This is a genomic window from Salinicoccus sp. Bachu38 (assembly GCF_038561955.2).
Lineage (GTDB): Bacteria > Bacillota > Bacilli > Staphylococcales > Salinicoccaceae > Salinicoccus > Salinicoccus bachuensis.
In genome coordinates this window covers 1,985,583-2,001,030 of the sequence record NZ_CP138333.2, presented here as the reverse complement: position 1 = coordinate 2,001,030, position 15,448 = coordinate 1,985,583, and the positions used below count along the sequence as shown (strand labels likewise).

14 protein-coding genes are annotated in these 15,448 nt (G+C 53.1%); 10 read left to right on the top strand and 4 right to left on the bottom strand.

Annotated features, from left to right (window positions below; translation table 11 throughout):
• The first annotated feature begins 12 nt into the window (after positions 1-12).
• The 5 genes from RQP18_RS10220 to RQP18_RS10200 all read left to right on the top strand — a co-directional run bounded on the left by RQP18_RS10220 (position 13) and on the right by RQP18_RS10200 (position 4,529).
• Complete coding sequence (locus tag RQP18_RS10220) at positions 13-1,014, top strand: proline racemase family protein (RefSeq protein WP_342387593.1); 1,002 nt, start codon at positions 13-15, stop codon at positions 1,012-1,014.
• Positions 1,015-1,185: 171 nt separating this feature from the next.
• The gene (locus RQP18_RS10215) at positions 1,186-1,890 is read left to right on the top strand and encodes an SDR family oxidoreductase (RefSeq protein ID WP_342387592.1); all 705 of its coding nucleotides are present in this window, start codon (positions 1,186-1,188) and stop codon (positions 1,888-1,890) included.
• A 64-nt stretch (positions 1,891-1,954) separates the two neighbouring features.
• Positions 1,955-2,443: a cation:proton antiporter regulatory subunit gene (locus RQP18_RS10210; RefSeq protein ID WP_342387591.1), complete on the top strand. Its 489-nt coding sequence runs from the start codon at positions 1,955-1,957 to the stop codon at positions 2,441-2,443.
• Entirely contained in the window at positions 2,440-3,594 is a 1,155-nt protein-coding gene (locus tag RQP18_RS10205) for a cation:proton antiporter (RefSeq protein WP_342387590.1), read from the top strand. Before RQP18_RS10210 ends, RQP18_RS10205 begins: the two co-directional genes overlap by 4 nt.
• Before the next feature lie 182 nt (positions 3,595-3,776).
• Complete coding sequence (locus RQP18_RS10200) at positions 3,777-4,529, top strand: tryptophan-rich sensory protein (protein ID WP_342387589.1); 753 nt, start codon at positions 3,777-3,779, stop codon at positions 4,527-4,529.
• A gap of 58 nt (positions 4,530-4,587) precedes the next feature.
• On the opposite strand, the gene RQP18_RS10195 is transcribed toward RQP18_RS10200, so the two are convergent.
• Positions 4,588-6,087: an FAD-dependent monooxygenase gene (locus RQP18_RS10195; protein ID WP_342387588.1), complete on the bottom strand. Its 1,500-nt coding sequence runs from the start codon at positions 6,085-6,087 to the stop codon at positions 4,588-4,590.
• 204 nt (positions 6,088-6,291) lie between these two features.
• Between RQP18_RS10195 and RQP18_RS10190 the strand changes: the two genes are divergently transcribed.
• The 3 genes from RQP18_RS10190 (at position 6,292) to RQP18_RS10180 (ending at position 8,772) form a co-directional block, all read left to right on the top strand.
• Positions 6,292-7,755 (top strand): PTS transporter subunit EIIC, encoded by a 1,464-nt coding sequence (locus tag RQP18_RS10190; protein WP_342387587.1) that lies wholly within the window; start codon positions 6,292-6,294, stop codon positions 7,753-7,755.
• Between the two features lie 93 nt (positions 7,756-7,848).
• Positions 7,849-8,268, top strand: a complete 420-nt coding sequence (locus RQP18_RS10185; RefSeq protein ID WP_342387586.1) for a pyridoxamine 5'-phosphate oxidase family protein — start codon at positions 7,849-7,851, stop codon at positions 8,266-8,268.
• 12 nt (positions 8,269-8,280) lie between these two features.
• Positions 8,281-8,772, top strand: a complete 492-nt coding sequence (locus RQP18_RS10180; protein ID WP_342387585.1) for a dihydrofolate reductase — start codon at positions 8,281-8,283, stop codon at positions 8,770-8,772.
• A 45-nt stretch (positions 8,773-8,817) separates the two neighbouring features.
• Here RQP18_RS10180 and RQP18_RS10175 read toward each other — a convergent pair whose 3' ends face one another.
• The gene (locus RQP18_RS10175) at positions 8,818-9,948 is read right to left on the bottom strand and encodes an NADH-dependent flavin oxidoreductase (RefSeq protein ID WP_342387584.1); all 1,131 of its coding nucleotides are present in this window, start codon (positions 9,946-9,948) and stop codon (positions 8,818-8,820) included.
• Between the two features lie 163 nt (positions 9,949-10,111).
• On the opposite strand from RQP18_RS10175, the gene RQP18_RS10170 reads away from it, so the two are divergent.
• Positions 10,112-10,591 (top strand): hypothetical protein, encoded by a 480-nt coding sequence (locus tag RQP18_RS10170; RefSeq protein WP_342387583.1) that lies wholly within the window; start codon positions 10,112-10,114, stop codon positions 10,589-10,591.
• Between the two features lie 66 nt (positions 10,592-10,657).
• On the opposite strand, the gene RQP18_RS10165 is transcribed toward RQP18_RS10170, so the two are convergent.
• A complete protein-coding gene (locus RQP18_RS10165) occupies positions 10,658-11,749 on the bottom strand; it encodes a glycerol dehydrogenase (RefSeq protein ID WP_342387582.1) in 1,092 nt (363 codons plus the stop codon).
• A gap of 185 nt (positions 11,750-11,934) precedes the next feature.
• Between RQP18_RS10165 and RQP18_RS10160 the strand changes: the two genes are divergently transcribed.
• A complete protein-coding gene (locus RQP18_RS10160) occupies positions 11,935-13,524 on the top strand; it encodes a glutathione ABC transporter substrate-binding protein (protein ID WP_342387581.1) in 1,590 nt (529 codons plus the stop codon).
• 75 nt (positions 13,525-13,599) lie between these two features.
• Here the strand turns inward: RQP18_RS10160 and ggt are convergent, their stop codons facing one another.
• Positions 13,600-15,315 (bottom strand): gamma-glutamyltransferase, encoded by a 1,716-nt coding sequence (gene ggt, locus RQP18_RS10155; protein ID WP_373446167.1) that lies wholly within the window; start codon positions 15,313-15,315, stop codon positions 13,600-13,602.
• Between the last annotated feature and the right edge of the window lie 133 nt (positions 15,316-15,448).

The window sequence follows — 15,448 nt, the reverse complement described above, 5'->3', positions numbered from 1 at the left end:
AGGAGGAACACCATGGAATTCAAGAAGATATATACCACAATCGACGTCCATGTTGCAGGAGAACCCCTAAGGATCATCACTGGAGGGGTACCTGACATCAAAGGGAATACACAGCTTGAGAAGCGCGCCTACTGTATGGAGCATCTCGACTACATAAGGAGAGAGCTGATGCATGAACCCAGGGGCCATGAAGGCATGTATGGCTGCATCATTACACCGCCTGTTACAGAAGGCGCTGACCTCGGCGTATTATTCATGCACAATGAAGGGTGGAGCACCATGTGTGGCCATGGCGTCATCGCTGTCGTCACAACAGCGGTTGAAACCGGAATGATCGCCATTGATGATGACACACCTGACTTCATCATCGACTGTCCCTGCGGTCCCGTGAAGGCACATGCGAAAATCAGGGGACGGAAAGTGGAGTCGGTGTCATTTGAAAATGTCCCTTCCTTCATGTATAAAAAGTCATTGCCCCTTGAGGTGGAAGGGTGCAGATTTGAAGCCGACATCTCCTATGGTGGTGCTTTTTATGCGCTCGTCGATATTCGTGAACTGGATATGGCATTGGACCTTCATAGTCTGCCAGCCCTGCAGGAATGGGGAGAAAAGGTGAAGCGTTCCGTTGAAGCACAATTGGAAGTAAAACATCCATATGAAGATATCTCAGGGATATATGGCACCATTTTCTATGACGCATTCGAAGGTGTGGATGCTCCCACGCGGAACGTGGCAGTATTCGGCGATAGACAGATTGATCGCTCTCCCTGTGGCTCGGGCACCGCTGCAAGAGCAGCATCGCTCTATGACTCTGGAATGCTGAATGAAGGGGAAAGTTTCATCCATGAGGGGATCACCGGCGGGAAGTTCCTGGCGCACATGCTGCAGACGGCAGAAATCGAAAACTATCCGGCAATCATCCCAAAAATTGAAGGCAGTGCCTTCATTACCGGTTTCCATCAGTTCATCGTCGACCCTGAAGACGCGTTGAAGGCGGGTTTCCTGCTGAAATAGCGTCATCCTCATCCTATTGGAATGGCTTGAGTGGATAGAAGGGGATGCTGATTGCAGGTGTCTGCTGATTGAAGCAAAAATTGGAGACGCAGGGTCTATAGCCGCCGGCAGGGGGTATTGATAAAGACCACCATCATGACCAGCTACAAATATAAATGAGGAGAATGTGGAATGGCGGAGCAGTTGGCAGGAAAAACAGCGGTCATCACCGGAGCAAGCAGCGGGATTGGCGCCGCGATATCGAAGCGTCTTGCGGATGCCGGTGCGAATGTTGTCCTTGCGGCAAGGAACGGGGACAGGCTGGAAAAGGTGATATCGGATATCGGCTGTAAAGGGCGGGCGATAAGTGTCGAAACCGATATGACGAAGCAGGAGGAAGTGTCGGCACTGGCGGTACGTGCGAAGGAAGCATTCGGTGCAGTGGACATCTATGTCAACAGCGCCGGTATGATGGGGTCGAGCAGAGTGGTGGAAGGTGATGTGGGAAACTGGAGCCAAATGATCGACCTCAATGTCAAAAGCGTACTCTACGGCATCCATTCCGTGCTCGACGACATGATTGCACGGCAAAACGGACATATCGTCAACATCGCTTCCGATGTCGGGTTCGAAGTCATCCCGAGGCTTACGGTGTACAGCGCGACGAAGTTTGCTGTACGGGCCATTTCAACCGGGCTGGAAAAGGAGCTCGAACAGTCCGGGGTGCGCGTCACCAATGTCTCCCCCGGTATGGTGGAGACGGACTTGAGTGCGGAAAGCCCCTTCGAGGACGGCCGTAGGAAGCTCGACCCGGATGATATTGCGGAAGCGGTCCTGTATGCCGTCACCCAGCCGGATCATGTCAATGTGAACGAGATTACCGTACGGCCCGTCTGACCGCTGGGGATACGAAGGTGGAAAAAGGCGGGATACCATATTATGCGGGATAGGGGCGGTGTGTATGAAAGAACAGGTATTGCCCGGAATCGGTACGAAATATTCCCTGACGACGACGGATGGGCTGAACATCGTAATCGTCCTCCATACTAATGGCAAGCGAGAGCTGTACATCGTCAACGAGGATGAAGATGTGGACTATAATGTTGCCCTCACTTCCGATGAGGCGAAGGATGTCGGCCTGAAGCTGATCGACATCAACCACGACACCATCGACGAAGAGGAGTTCGAACGGTTCAACATCTTCAGAGAGAAAAAGATAATGGACTGGATCAAGGTGCGTAAAGGAGCACCCATCTCAGGCATGACCATCGAGGAGGCAGAAGATGGGGATATGGATGAAATATCCATTGTGAGCGTCAACAGGGATGAGGATATCGTGCCAAGGCCCGATGCATCGTTTGAAATCATGGAAGGTGATGTACTTCTGGTCGTCGGCGAATATGATGCAATCATCGAATTTGAAAAACGCTGCAAGAGCGGTCATGGATGAGTGGATTCCTTACAGCGCCGACGCTGTTCGTCAGTGGGCTTCTCCTCCTTGCACTGTTTGTCGGAGGCCTGCTGGCATACAGGCTGAAAATACCGGATGTCATCATCTTCCTTCTGCTCGGTATCATGATTGGACTTTTTATTGAAGAATCGGAACTGATGCACTATGCTGCCGAAGTGGGGATCGTCCTCCTGTTCTTCATGCTAGGGATGGAGTTTCCCATCAAGGTGCTTGGCCGGATGGCCCGGGACATCTACCGTCCGGGTCTGATCGATCTGGTGCTGTCGTTCGGTGTGACTTTCTTCATCGCGGTATTCATGGGCCTCGACGTCACGAGTGCCCTGCTTGTCGGCGGGGTCGTTTATGCAACCAGCTCGTCGATCACAGCAAAGATGCTGCAGAAGAGCAACCGGCTCATCAACGATGAGTCGGACTTCATGCTCGGCATCCTGATATTCGAGGATGTGGTGGCGCCCATACTTGTTGCAGTCATCGCAAGCATGTATCTTAGTGGCGGCATTTCAGGAATGCAGCTGTTCATCGTCTTCGTAAAGATCATAGTGCTGATCGCCGTGGCGATTTTCCTTGCCAGAGTGGTGTTCACCCGCCTCAGGCCGTTCATCGGACGGCTGCTCGATGAAGACTTCTTCATCCTCTTCATCATCGGGTTCGCCCTGTTCTATGCAGGGCTTGCGCTATGGCTTGGCCTGTCGGAAGTGCTCGGGGCCTTCCTCGCCGGCATCATGTTCGCAGAATCCAAACAGTCGAAGGACCTGCAGAACCATACCCGCAACATGCGGGATCTGCTGATTCCGATTTTCTTCATCTATTTCGGGACCACCATAGATGTGACGGAAGGCGTGCCGATGATTCCGCTGCTGAGCATCCTGCTCGTCTGGTCCATCGTCGCCAAAATTGCCGTCGGCTACTTCGGCGGGCAGATCTATGGTCTCGGCATAAAACAGTCGTGGACAGCGGGATTCTCACTCACCCCGCGCGGGGAGTTCTCCATCATCATCGCCGCACTCGCTGCGACCGAACTCAAGACGTTCAGCGGCATGTTCATATTCTTTTCCGCCGTCGCCGGCATCCTGCTGTTTGAAATGGCGCCGCAGATCGCCACGCGGCTTGCAGGCATGCGGAAGACATGAGCATTTCCGTAAAACGGACGGGAAAATATATTTCGAGAGTCAGGAGGATATCCCTTTGGGCATACAGGAAAGCCTCTGTTGCCGAAGGGATATTCTTTGATTGGATGGCCACGGATGTTTCACGGGTCTTTATATAGAGAATAGGTAAGGAACACAATCACCTATTGAGAGGGTGAAGTCCTATGTCCAAACAGAAGAAGTGGGCGATTGGATATCTTGTCGCATTCATCTTCATGATTTTTGTGAACTACTTGACCACCACCAATGTGGGCGGTGTGGCGAACGATAATGAATCAATCATCCAGCCGGCAGGTTTCGCATTCTCGATCTGGGGCCTGATCTACATCCTGCTATTCGCATGGGTCATTAAGGCGTTCTTTGCGAAAACATGGGAAGGTTCTATGGCGTACCGCCTGAAATTCTGGCCGATCGTCAATTTCCTGCTGAATGCCGTGTGGATCATCGTCTTCACCCAGCAGTGGATATTCGCGTCCGTAATCGTGATCATCGCACTCTTGTATACATTGGCGGAAATGTATTCCACGATGACTGAAACCGGCTATCACTGGTTCGACCGGCTGCCGTTTTCCATATATTTTGCCTGGGTGACGGTGGCGACCATCGTCAACATTTTCACACTGGCCGTGGACAACAATGTCGAGAGCATCCTGGGGCTGGGCGAACTTGCCTGGACGAACCTTATACTGATCGTGGCGACCCTGATCGGCGTGGCAATCGCGCTCTACTTCAGGGACTGGCTGTATCCGCTCGTCTTCACCTGGCCGTATTTTGCCATATATACGAAGAACGATGGGGAATATGCCAGCCTTGATATCGTCCTGCTCGTAGCGGCCATCGTCCTGCTGGTGACGGCGATCATCGTCGCATTCAAAAAAATGCGCGGTGAATCCAAAGTACCGGCTGAAAACCGCTAGAAGGCAACAGCCAATATAAGATGCCCCTGGTGCCGAAAGATGGCGTCAGGGGCATTTCCTATTCCATTTTCAGATTGAACCGTTTGATGTACCCCTCGATACGTCCGACATTTCCCGTGGTCGTGGCCACGCCGACATGACCGTCAGGACGGATCAGGTAGGCGGCATTTTTTCTGATGCCCTTCCGCTTCATCCCTTTTGTCCATCGGGCATGGTGGAGCGGGATGCCTGACCGGTCGGACAGCTGCTTAACCTCTCCATTCGGATGACCGTAGACATGGAGCTGCCAATCCACGCTCACAAGCGGTTCGAAGTTGTCGCCATCTTCCATCCGAATCCATGGCAGGCGGTCTCCGGCTTCGATCCGTCCACTTTTTCCTTCACTCAGCGGACTGTCGGGATAGCGGATCCTTGTCTGGGAGATGACTTTGAAAAGCATGCGCCGCACTTTCGAGAACTGCACCAGTTTTGGGAGAACATGGGGCATGATGATGTTCCTGAACCGTTTCCGATTGACCGCTTCCCTGAATATACGGTCGGTCGTCGCAACGAGCTTCCGTGCAAAGGCGATCCTTTCCGGCTCGTACGTATCGAGGATGCTGCGGTCCATCCTTCCCTGCATGACAAGGGCAAGCTTCCATGCCAGATTGAAGGCATCACCGATGCCGGTGTTCATGCCCTGGCCGCCTGCCGGACTGTGGATATGGGCGGCGTCGCCCAGGATGAAGGTGCGTCCCCGTCTGAAGGATTCCGCCACACGGTGGTGGACCTTGTAGGGGGAGTACCAGTTCACCCTGCCCACTTTGACGGGCAGTACACTTTCAACATGCGGGATGAGCGGATCGAATTCAGCAGGGGGTTCCGGGTCGATCAGATGGGGCGGAATGACGCCGATCAGACGGACGGTCCCGGTCGTCCGGATGTTCAGCGCCAGGTTGAATTCACTCCCCCGGAAGCCTGCCGACATCCCTTTGAACGGCTGTGTGTTTTCAGCATCCGCGACGAAGAACATCTGACTGTACGTCCCGCCGGGAAAATCGAGCCCAAGCTGGTGCCGAACGGTACTATGGGCCCCATCACAGCCGCATACATACGCGAATGACGCATGCGACGCTTCCCCTTGGCTGCATATTTCCGCTTCGATGTGGTCTTCCTTTTCCTCAAATGACATCAGCTTCGTCTGCCATTCCACCCGGACGCCCTTGGATCCCAGGTATTCGACAAGGATCGACTCATGTACATCCTGGGCCAAACTCAGCAGGTAGGGGTAGGGGCTGATGCCCGTACCCATTTCCCCGAGTGGTATCGTGCCCACTTCCATCCGGTCCTTGTAGATGTGGACGGCATTCTCCACGATGCCGGCTTCGACCAGTCGATGCGCGAGGCCGAACTGCCGGTAGAATTCGAGTGTCCGCGCATGGACGACCATCGCCCGCGAAGTCGTGCCGGGACCGTCATGCTGTTCGATGAGACGGAAGGGGACGCCATGCCTCTCCAGGCCGATGGCAAGAGCGAGTCCGGTCGGCCCCGCCCCGACGATCAACACTTCCTTCTCCATACATATCACCTCCATGATGATGAATTGCCGGACAGCAATGTATTATTACTATACCCGTAATCCGGCTCCATTCCTGTCTGGATTCAAATAATGCACAGGATTCCGCAAGCGGGATTTTGTGCTAGAATAATAGGGTCTGAACATGCATGTATTTCAGGGGATATTGAATGAAAAACAATATTGTAAAGAAAGGTGCAATCATCGATGAAGAATAAAAAGGACTATCGCACACTGGCGGAGGATATCATCCGGCTGCTTGGCGGTGAAGGGAACATCGACACCGTCATCCACTGCGTCACACGTCTTCGCTTCTATCTGAAGGATGAGACCCTCCCCGACAGCGAAAAGATAAAGGAATTGGACGGCGTCATGGGAGTGGTGGAGGCAGGGGGCCAGTACCAGGTGGTGGTGGGTCCGGCGGTCGATGACATCCACAAGGAAGTGACTGGGCAGCTGTCCCTCTCCGATGAGTCAGGTGATGAAACTGCACCTGCAGCCGATCCGCCCGGGGAACGCACTGCTTCCGAAAAGGTGCGGAATGGCTTCAATAACCTGATTGGCATCATCACCGGTGCCGTGATGCCAATCATCAATATTCTCGCAGCAGCGGGTATCATCAAGGGGCTTCTCGCTGTATTGACCAGTTCCAACATCATTTCCGATACGGGCACAGCCTACCTGATCATCAACGCGATGGCTGATGCGGTATTCTACTTCCTGCCTGTGCTGGTCGGTTTCAACGCGGCAAAAAGGCTGGATGGCAATCCACTGCTGACTGCCGTCATCGGGGGCGTGATCATTCATCCGACCATACTCGAGGCGGCGAACAGCGAAGTGAGCATCTTCTCGATCGGCACGGTCGATTTTCCGTTCCTGGCATACACCTATTCGATATTTCCGATGATTCTTGCAGCATGGATGGTCAAAAAGCTCGAGGACTGGCTGAAGACCTGGGTGTCGGCGTACATACAGGCGATATTCATCCCCATCGTCGTCATCGGCATCGTGGCGACGGCCACGCTCATACTCACAGGACCGGTACTGATCGGATTCTCTTCACTGCTCGCCAATGGACTCGAATCCATGCTGAGCCTGAATGCACCGATATTCGGCGCGATCATCAATGGATTCTACCAGCTACTGGTGATCTTCGGCCTGCACTGGGGCATCATCCCGATCTATGTCAATGACTTTGCGACACTCGGATACAGCTATCTGTCTGCGATGGTGAGCATGACCATCGTCGGCCAGGGCGGGGCGGCCCTTGGCGTGGCCGTCAAAACGAAAAAGGCGGACATCAAGGAACTCGGGTATGCCGGCGCCTTTTCTGCATTCTGCGGCATTACGGAGCCGGCAATCTACGGCATCAACCTGCGTTTCCGCAGACCGTTCATATGTGCCAGCATCGCCAGTGCAGTCGGCGGCTTCCTGACGGGCCTGCTCGGCATCAACATGTGGAGCATCATCGGATCGATCATCGGGCTGCCTTCCTTCATCGATCCCGACAACGGCATCACTGAGAACTTCTGGTATGCCATCCTCGTCACAGCAATCACGCTGTTCCTGGCCTTCGGTCTCACCTATGTATGGGGATACAATGACAGGATGGAAATGGCGAAAAAACGCGAAAAACCGAAGAATCCGGCGAAAGCCGAACTGGCCAAATAGAATGTTCCTCGGAGCCGGGCGCCCGCTCTGATGATTCAAACACCCCGAATCGGGCTATGGATATGTATAACATTCAGAAGGACAGGTGATACGATGGAACAGTCAAAGGCGATAGAACGCATTACCGAAATATTGGATGAATCGAAGATTGGCGTATTGTCCACAGCACAGAATAATGAACCGAACGCGCGGTACATGTGGTTCTATAATGATGGACTGACACTATATGCGAAGACGAATGACCAGTCGCCGAAATATGATGAGCTCGCAGGTAATCCGAAAGCGCATGTACTGCTCGGGTTCCATGACTCTCGGAATCATGCGTTCGTCGAAGTATATGGTGACGTCGAGCGCATCAATGCTCAGGAGACGATCGACTGGCTATGGGAGGATGCGGATGCAGAATTCTTCGATTCGAAAGACAATCCGCACCTGAAGGTGCTGAAGATTACACCGACGGATATCAAGATCATGAATGATGATAAATATGAAGAAGTGAAACTGTCATTATAAGGAGGGGACGCAATGCTTGCCTACGTGTGGGCGGAAGATGAAAACAAACTGATCGGCAGGGAAAAGGCGCTGCCCTGGCGGCTCCCTGCAGACATCAAGTTCTTCAAGGATGTGACGATGCGCGGGGATATCGTAACGGGCCGAAAGACATATGAGACGATCCCGAACCGGCCACTGCCGGGCCGTCGCAACATCGTCCTGACGCTGCAGGCGGACTACGAGGCCCCCGGCGCCATCGTCGTGCATTCCAAAGAGGAGATACTGGCGCTTGAGAAGGAGAATGGGGAGGACCTGTACATCATCGGCGGTGCCACATTGTTCAGGATGTTCGAAGATGAGGTCGATGCACTCTACCGCACTGTCATCCATGATACCTTCGAAGGTGACACGTATTTCCCTGCGGATTTCGACTATAGCCCATTCGAACGGGTCGAAGCATGGCCGGGCCCTGTAGACGAGAAGAACAGATATCCGCACACGTATGAAGTGTGGCGGCGCAAGTGATATAGATAGAGGAACCCCCCGTATCGATGATACGAGGGGTTATTTCTACTGGTCCGTGCGTGGGACGGGATAGAATCCTTTATAGAGCTGCTGCCATAACGGGTCCGGCAATTCGTGCTTGTCCGACCGCTCCGGATCGAACACATTGATGATCTCATCTTCCCTGCCAGCTTCCGTCTTCTTGACGAAGTCATGGTCGAGCAGTGCGGCACGGCCGAGGGCGATCATGTCGACGTTGCCCGATTCCACGGCTTCGAGTGCCTGGTCCGGCGTGAAGATGGAGCCGATGCCGATCAGCGGCATGCGGCCACCAATCCATTTGTGCAGTAGTTCGACACGTTCGATGCCGGCGTACTTGCCGTCGCGTGTCTCCGAATGTACATCAAACAGGGAGACATGCAGATAATCGAGCGGCTTGTCGACCAGTTTGCCGATCAGCGTTTCGGTGATCTCCATGTCGATCCCCGGAGATTGCGGTTCTTCAGGAGAGAAGCGGTAGCCGATGATGAAATCATCGGCCGCGTATGCCTCGGCCGCCCTGACGACCTCATCCACGACCTCCATCGCGAACAGGTAGCGGTCCTGTCCCCATTTGTCCGTCCTCCTGTTGAAGTAGGGGGAGACGAACTGGTGGATGATGTAGTGGTTCGCACCATGGATTTCTACACCGTCGAACCCTGCCTCTGCTGCACGGCGTGTCGCCTCGCCGAATGCTCTGATCGTCTCTTCGATCTCTGCCTCGGTGATTTCACGCGCCGCGTGCGGTTCCGTCTCGTCAAAGCTCTGCATGGTGATCGGGCTCGGTCCGACACAGTCGCCATCCGGCGTCCATTTAGGTAGGGCCTGCACACCGCCATGGTGGATCTGGACGAGGGCCTTTGCCCCGTCCGCCTTCATGGACTGGGCAACCTTCTTCAGTCCCTCGATGTCGGAGTCATGGGCGATGGATGGCTGTCCGGGGAAGGCCTTGCCGAGGTCTGTCACGTTGGAAGCGGCAGTAAGTGCCAAGCCCATCCCTCTGGAGCGTTTGCCGATATATTCTATCTCGGCATCCGATGCGGTTCCGTCATCGTTCGAGGTAACATGTGTCAGTGGTGCCAATACAAATTTATTCCTGAGTTCGACGCCGTTCGGCAATGGAACGGTCTCAAACAGGGATGCGTACTTTTCCTTCATTATGATTTGAAGCCTCCTGATATTTCTTGATTGATGCAACGGAATATACTATACCAGTCCACTTTCCGCTTTTTCAATTTTCCTGTTCGACATATATGGGGAGGGTAGGCACATGAGTAAAATGTGGTAGAGTATGAAGAGAAAAAGTGAGGGGGGAGAATATATGAGCATCTGGTTTCTATTGAATGGGCTGCTGCTCATCTGGGCGATCTGGAACGTCGCTTCGGGTGTGTCGGTCCACACACCCTACATACATATTCTGCTGGGGTTCGCCGGCTTCCTGTTCTTCATATTCAATTGGACGCGCAATGCGGTATTCTCCACGATACGGAGCATCGAAAGCAGACAGACCAAGATCCGCCTCGCCAGAATGTCGAAGCGGATCAGGCCCTACCACCGCTGGGTGGGGACGGGGGCGTTTCTGATCATCCTGCTGCATGCCTGGGCGGTGGTGGCGATGTATGGGTTCGACCTTGGAAACATGAAGATACTGACAGGTTTCCTCGCATCCATCAACCTTTTCGTACTCGTCCTCTCAGGCTGGTATCGCCTGCTGATCGATCCGAGGATCAGGATCAGGAAGCTCCATATCCGGTTGGGCATTTCGATGTTCGTCCTGACAGCCGTGCATTTCATATATTGAATATATAAAACCTGGCAGGAATGGTCCCGCCAGGTTCTACTACAGGTTGATGTTTTGAGAGAATTCTCATCTGCTACTTAGCTCGCTGACAGCAAGAATGGCGTTCGCTACTTCTTCTGGAGTAATCTTGTCACTCAGGTTGGCAAATGTGTCGTTCGGGTCCGTTGCCAGTTGACCAACTTTTACGAGATCTTCATAGTCTGTATCTTCAAGGTGCATCTCTTTGAGTGTCGTCGGCATGCCAATACCCTTGTAGAACTCGATGTACTTGAGCATTGTTTCATCAGAACTGTTTTCAAGCATCAGCTGAACGAGTGTACCATAGGTCACTTTTTCACCATGGGAGAGGTGATGAATATCCCCTGACAGTGTAGTGAAGCCGTTATGGATTGCGTGGGCGGCAGCAAGGCCACCGTTTTCGAAACCGAGCCCGGACAAAAGGGTGTTGGCCTCTATAACAGCTTCCACCTGCGGAGTTACAAGTCCTTTGGATGCTGCCTTGTAAGCTGCATGACCATGCTTGAACAATGTTTCTTCGCATTTTTCGGCTATTGCGACGGAAGCAAGTGTAGGCTGCCCGCCTACCATCGTTTCCCCGTTGCTTTTCAATACTGCACGGGCTTCTACAAGCGTGGCCATGGCATCACTCATACCTGAAGTGAATAACTTGATTGGTGCGTTTACGACGACTTCGGAATCGACAAGAATCAGATCTGGGTTCTTGTCATAGAACCGATAGCCGGTAAATTCACCTTCATCGGAGTATATGACCGAAAGGGAGCTGGTTGGTGCGTCGGTGGAAGCGGTGGTCGGAACAATGATTACTGGTACTTTCAAGTTGTCGGCAATCGCTTTGGAAGTATCCAAGGTTTTGCCGCCACCTACACCGATGATGATGTCAACTTCATTTTCTTTTCCAACATCACTCAGTCTGTCAATTTCAGTTTCAGAGGCTTCACCTTTGAATTCTTCATATACAAAATCGATATTGGCATTGCTGAAGCTTTCTGTAATCTTCTCACTAGTGATTGACCAGACCATTTCATCAGAGATGGCAAGGGGATTTTTGGCCAGTTTCTCCGTCTCTTCGCCCAAGGTTGCAAGGACTCCTGCTCCCTGTATATATTTGCCCGGAGATTGGAATACGATTTTCGCCATTGGAAAGACCTCCATTTTATATTGATTTTATAATTTTCATCCACTCCTCATTTATCCTTGCCGTGTATTTTCAAACATGGTGACGCAAACGTTGCTGACTATTCCTACCAAAATGGTAAGTTTGCGCCTTCATTCCGAGTATATAACTATGTATAATGGATATATATGAAAATGGAGGTAGAGAGATGAAAAAGTATTTGTTTTTGATGCTGTCGCTGTTTTTCGTACTTGTGCTGGCTGCATGTACAGATGATGGTGAAGTTGAAGAGGAAGCGGAAGGGGATGGTGAGGCGAGCGCAGATGATGCGGAAACATCCGAAGACATCACCATGAGCCTGCTTGCGACACCGAATTCCATGGATCCGCATGCGGCGAACGACCAGCCGTCCAATCATGTGAACGTGAATATATATGAAGGTCTGGTAAGATTCACGCCGGATCTCGAAATCGAGCCCGCGCTTGCGGAATCCTACGAACAGATTGATGATGTGACATGGGAATTCAAGCTGAGGGAAGGGGTGGAATTCCATGATGGCACACCATTCAATGCTGAAGCGGTCAAGACGAACCTCGACCGTGTAAGGGATGAGGAAGTGGGTGCACCAGTAGCCTTCCTTTTTGAACTGATAGACGCGGTCGAAGTGGTGGATGAAAATACCGTACATATCAAGACCATCCATCCGTTCGCTGCCCTGCCGTCGCACTTGGCACACCCGGCGGGCGGCATGATCAGCCCGGCTGTCATTGAGGCGGACTATGCCCAGTATGAAGATGGAGGAGAGATCCTGACCGAGGTCAACCGCAACCCGGTCGGCACAGGGCCGTTCAAATTCGAGGAGATTTCAGAAGGCGACTACGTGACACTGACCCGCAATGAAGACTACTGGGGAGAGCCGGCCAAATCGGCATCCTTCACTTTCAAGGCAGTCCCTGAGGACGCGACGCGCATCGCGGAACTCATGACGGACACGGCCGACCTGATCTATCCGGTCGACCCGAACGACTATGCACAAATCGACGAGTCGGATGATACGAAAATGAACGAAACGGAAAGTGTCCGGATGGAATATGTCGGATTCAATACGGAAAAGGCACCGTTCGATGATCCGGTCGTAAGGCAGGCAATCGCGATGGCCATCGACAAGCAGGCCATCATCGACGAAATGCTGGTGGGCAGGGCAAAAGTGGCGGATACACCGCTGGCGCCGGCCGTGTTCGGACACAGTGAAGATCTGGACACTGTTGAGAACGACAAGGAAGCGGCAAGAGCACTGCTCGAAGAGAATGGATATGCAGACGGCTTCACTGCCGAGATTACGGTCATGGACCGGACTGCCGCCGACATGGCAGCATTCATACAGGAGGAACTGGGCGATTTGAACATAGAGCTTGAAATCTACCAGCTCGAATCCGGCGCATTCCTCGACTATGTCGGTGGAGGAGATCACGACATGTTCATCGGCGGCTGGGGCACGGTGACGCTGGATGCCGACTATGGCCTCTATGCACTGTTCCATTCCTCCAACATCGGCACATCCGGCAACCGTTCCCGCTATTCCAATGAGGAAGTCGACGCACTGCTCGATGAAGCACGTTCTGCAACCGACGAGGAAAGCCGCCTGGCGCTCTATGAAGAGGCTCAGCAGATTATCCTCGACGAATCACCGATTATTCCGATCTACCACCCATCCCTGCTTACGGGACTCGGGGCGGATATTGAAGGGTATGGACAGCATCCCGCAAGCTTCCATTTCCTCAAAGACGTGCACAGATAAAATGAAAAGCGCATTACCCGTCGACAGACGGGTAATGCGCTTTTTCGCTTGTTTGGAATTATTTTGCAATGGAGCCTACTGTGCCACAGGCTCCAGACCGAATGCAGCACCGTTGCGGCTGCTGTCGGCAACACCTCTGAAGGAGCCGTTTTCCTGGTCGATCAGGATGCTGTTGACGTTGCCGAGAGACTCGGGTTCGTCACCGAAGCTGTGGCCCATGCCATTCAGACGGTCGATGACATCACTCGGCACACCTTCCTCATAGGTGTAGTTCTCCATGCCGTTCGTGAAGATGCGCGGCTCTTCGACCGCCGCCTGCAGTTCCATCTCATATTCGAAGTTGTTGATGATGGTCTGCAGGACGGAAGTGATAATCGTCTGACCACCCGGCGATCCGACGGTCATCATCGGTTTGCCGTCATCGAAGACGATGGTCGGCGTCATGCTGCTCAGCGGACGCTTGTTCGGCTGGACTTCATTTGCACCGCCCGGTTCTGCATCGAAGTCCGTCAGTTCATTGTTCAGCATGAATCCATATTCAGGCACCATGATGCCTGAACCGAATACCTGCTCGATCGTCGTCGTATAGGAGACGACATTGCCGTACTGGTCGGCGACACTGAAGTGTGTCGTCTGTCCGTCGACTCTGTCCCCCGGCTGGTCGACGGAATCATAGTCCGCCATGCCGCCCTGGTAGTCGAATGGATTGCCAGGTTCCGGCTCTTCGATGACCGAATCGAGGCTGATCAGGTTCCGTCTCTCCTCCAGATAATCCGGGTGGAGGAGCCCTTCAATCGGTACTTCGACGAATTCAGGATCCCCTGCATATTCACCACGGTCGGCATAGGACAGGTGCATCGTCTCCGCCATCAGGTGATATTTCTCCCAGGATTTTATGTCATATTGGGATAGGTCGAAACCATCCAGTATGCCGAGCATCTGAAGCAGGAATACGCCGCCGGAACTCGGTGGCGGCATCGTGGCGATGTCATAGCCCTTGAATTCACCCCAAACCGGATCGTCCACCGTCACATCGTACTGCATCAGGTCGTCCTTCTCCATCGAACCGCCGAATTCCTGGACGGTGTTCGCCAGAGCCTCGGCAATTTCGCTGTTGTAGAAGTAATCGATGCCGTTGTCGCTGATCAGCTGCAATGTATGGGCAAGGTCCTCCTGCACGAGGGTGTCCCCTTCGGCAAGCGGTTCTCCATCGTTGAAGAATACTTCACTCGCTGCGCTTTCCATCAGCTTTTCCTGGCTGTCCTCAATGGAGAATGCAAGGACATCATCGATCGGGAAGCCTTCACTCGCCAGGTGGATCGCCGGTTCAACCAGCTGCGGCATGGCCATGGTGCCCCACATCTGGTGCGCGGTATCCAGACCCTTCAATGTGCCCGGCACCCCTACGGAAGTACCCTGCATGACACGTTCTTCAAAAGGAATCGGCTCCCCATCTTCATCCAGGAACATATCCGGTGTGGCACCGGCCGGTGCCCGTTCCCGACTGTTGACGATGGTCGTTTCCCCTGTGGCGCCATCATGGACGACCATGAAGCCACCGCCGCCCATGCCGGACATCATCGGCTCCACGACATTCAATGTAAACTGCATCGCGATTGCTGCATCGATGGCATTGCCATCCGACTCGAGAATATCCAGACCCACTTCGGAAGCAAGCGGATGGGCTGAAACCACCATTCCGCCATTCGCTTCTGCAACGTCGTTTTCGGTACCATAATCCGCTTCATAGTCTGCTGCCAGAACACCTTGGGACAATGTGGCGATAATCATCAGAAATACGCCGGAAACCAAACTGGAACGTACAAGAAACTGCTTCATCACTACACCCCTTTAAATTTATTAATATGGTCCGGATATCCGTGGATCGATATGCAGTCCATATTATGTAATCGGGATTGCCGAA

Excerpts from the sequence above, each read along its gene's own strand:
- RQP18_RS10220 (WP_342387593.1), top strand. The coding sequence starts at position 13 with ATGGAATTCAAGAAGATATATACCACAATCGACGTCCATGTTGCAGGA.
- RQP18_RS10215 (WP_342387592.1), top strand. The coding sequence starts at position 1,186 with ATGGCGGAGCAGTTGGCAGGAAAAACAGCGGTCATCACCGGAGCAAGC.
- RQP18_RS10210 (WP_342387591.1), top strand. The coding sequence starts at position 1,955 with ATGAAAGAACAGGTATTGCCCGGAATCGGTACGAAATATTCCCTGACG.
- RQP18_RS10205 (WP_342387590.1), top strand. The coding sequence starts at position 2,440 with ATGAGTGGATTCCTTACAGCGCCGACGCTGTTCGTCAGTGGGCTTCTC.
- RQP18_RS10200 (WP_342387589.1), top strand. The coding sequence starts at position 3,777 with ATGTCCAAACAGAAGAAGTGGGCGATTGGATATCTTGTCGCATTCATC.
- RQP18_RS10195 (WP_342387588.1), bottom strand. The coding sequence starts at position 6,087 with ATGGAGAAGGAAGTGTTGATCGTCGGGGCGGGGCCGACCGGACTCGCT.
- RQP18_RS10190 (WP_342387587.1), top strand. The coding sequence starts at position 6,292 with ATGAAGAATAAAAAGGACTATCGCACACTGGCGGAGGATATCATCCGG.
- RQP18_RS10185 (WP_342387586.1), top strand. The coding sequence starts at position 7,849 with ATGGAACAGTCAAAGGCGATAGAACGCATTACCGAAATATTGGATGAA.
- RQP18_RS10180 (WP_342387585.1), top strand. The coding sequence starts at position 8,281 with ATGCTTGCCTACGTGTGGGCGGAAGATGAAAACAAACTGATCGGCAGG.
- RQP18_RS10175 (WP_342387584.1), bottom strand. The coding sequence starts at position 9,948 with ATGAAGGAAAAGTACGCATCCCTGTTTGAGACCGTTCCATTGCCGAAC.
- RQP18_RS10170 (WP_342387583.1), top strand. The coding sequence starts at position 10,112 with ATGAGCATCTGGTTTCTATTGAATGGGCTGCTGCTCATCTGGGCGATC.
- RQP18_RS10165 (WP_342387582.1), bottom strand. The coding sequence starts at position 11,749 with ATGGCGAAAATCGTATTCCAATCTCCGGGCAAATATATACAGGGAGCA.
- RQP18_RS10160 (WP_342387581.1), top strand. The coding sequence starts at position 11,935 with ATGAAAAAGTATTTGTTTTTGATGCTGTCGCTGTTTTTCGTACTTGTG.
- ggt (WP_373446167.1), bottom strand. The coding sequence starts at position 15,315 with ATGATTATCGCCACATTGTCCCAAGGTGTTCTGGCAGCAGACTATGAA.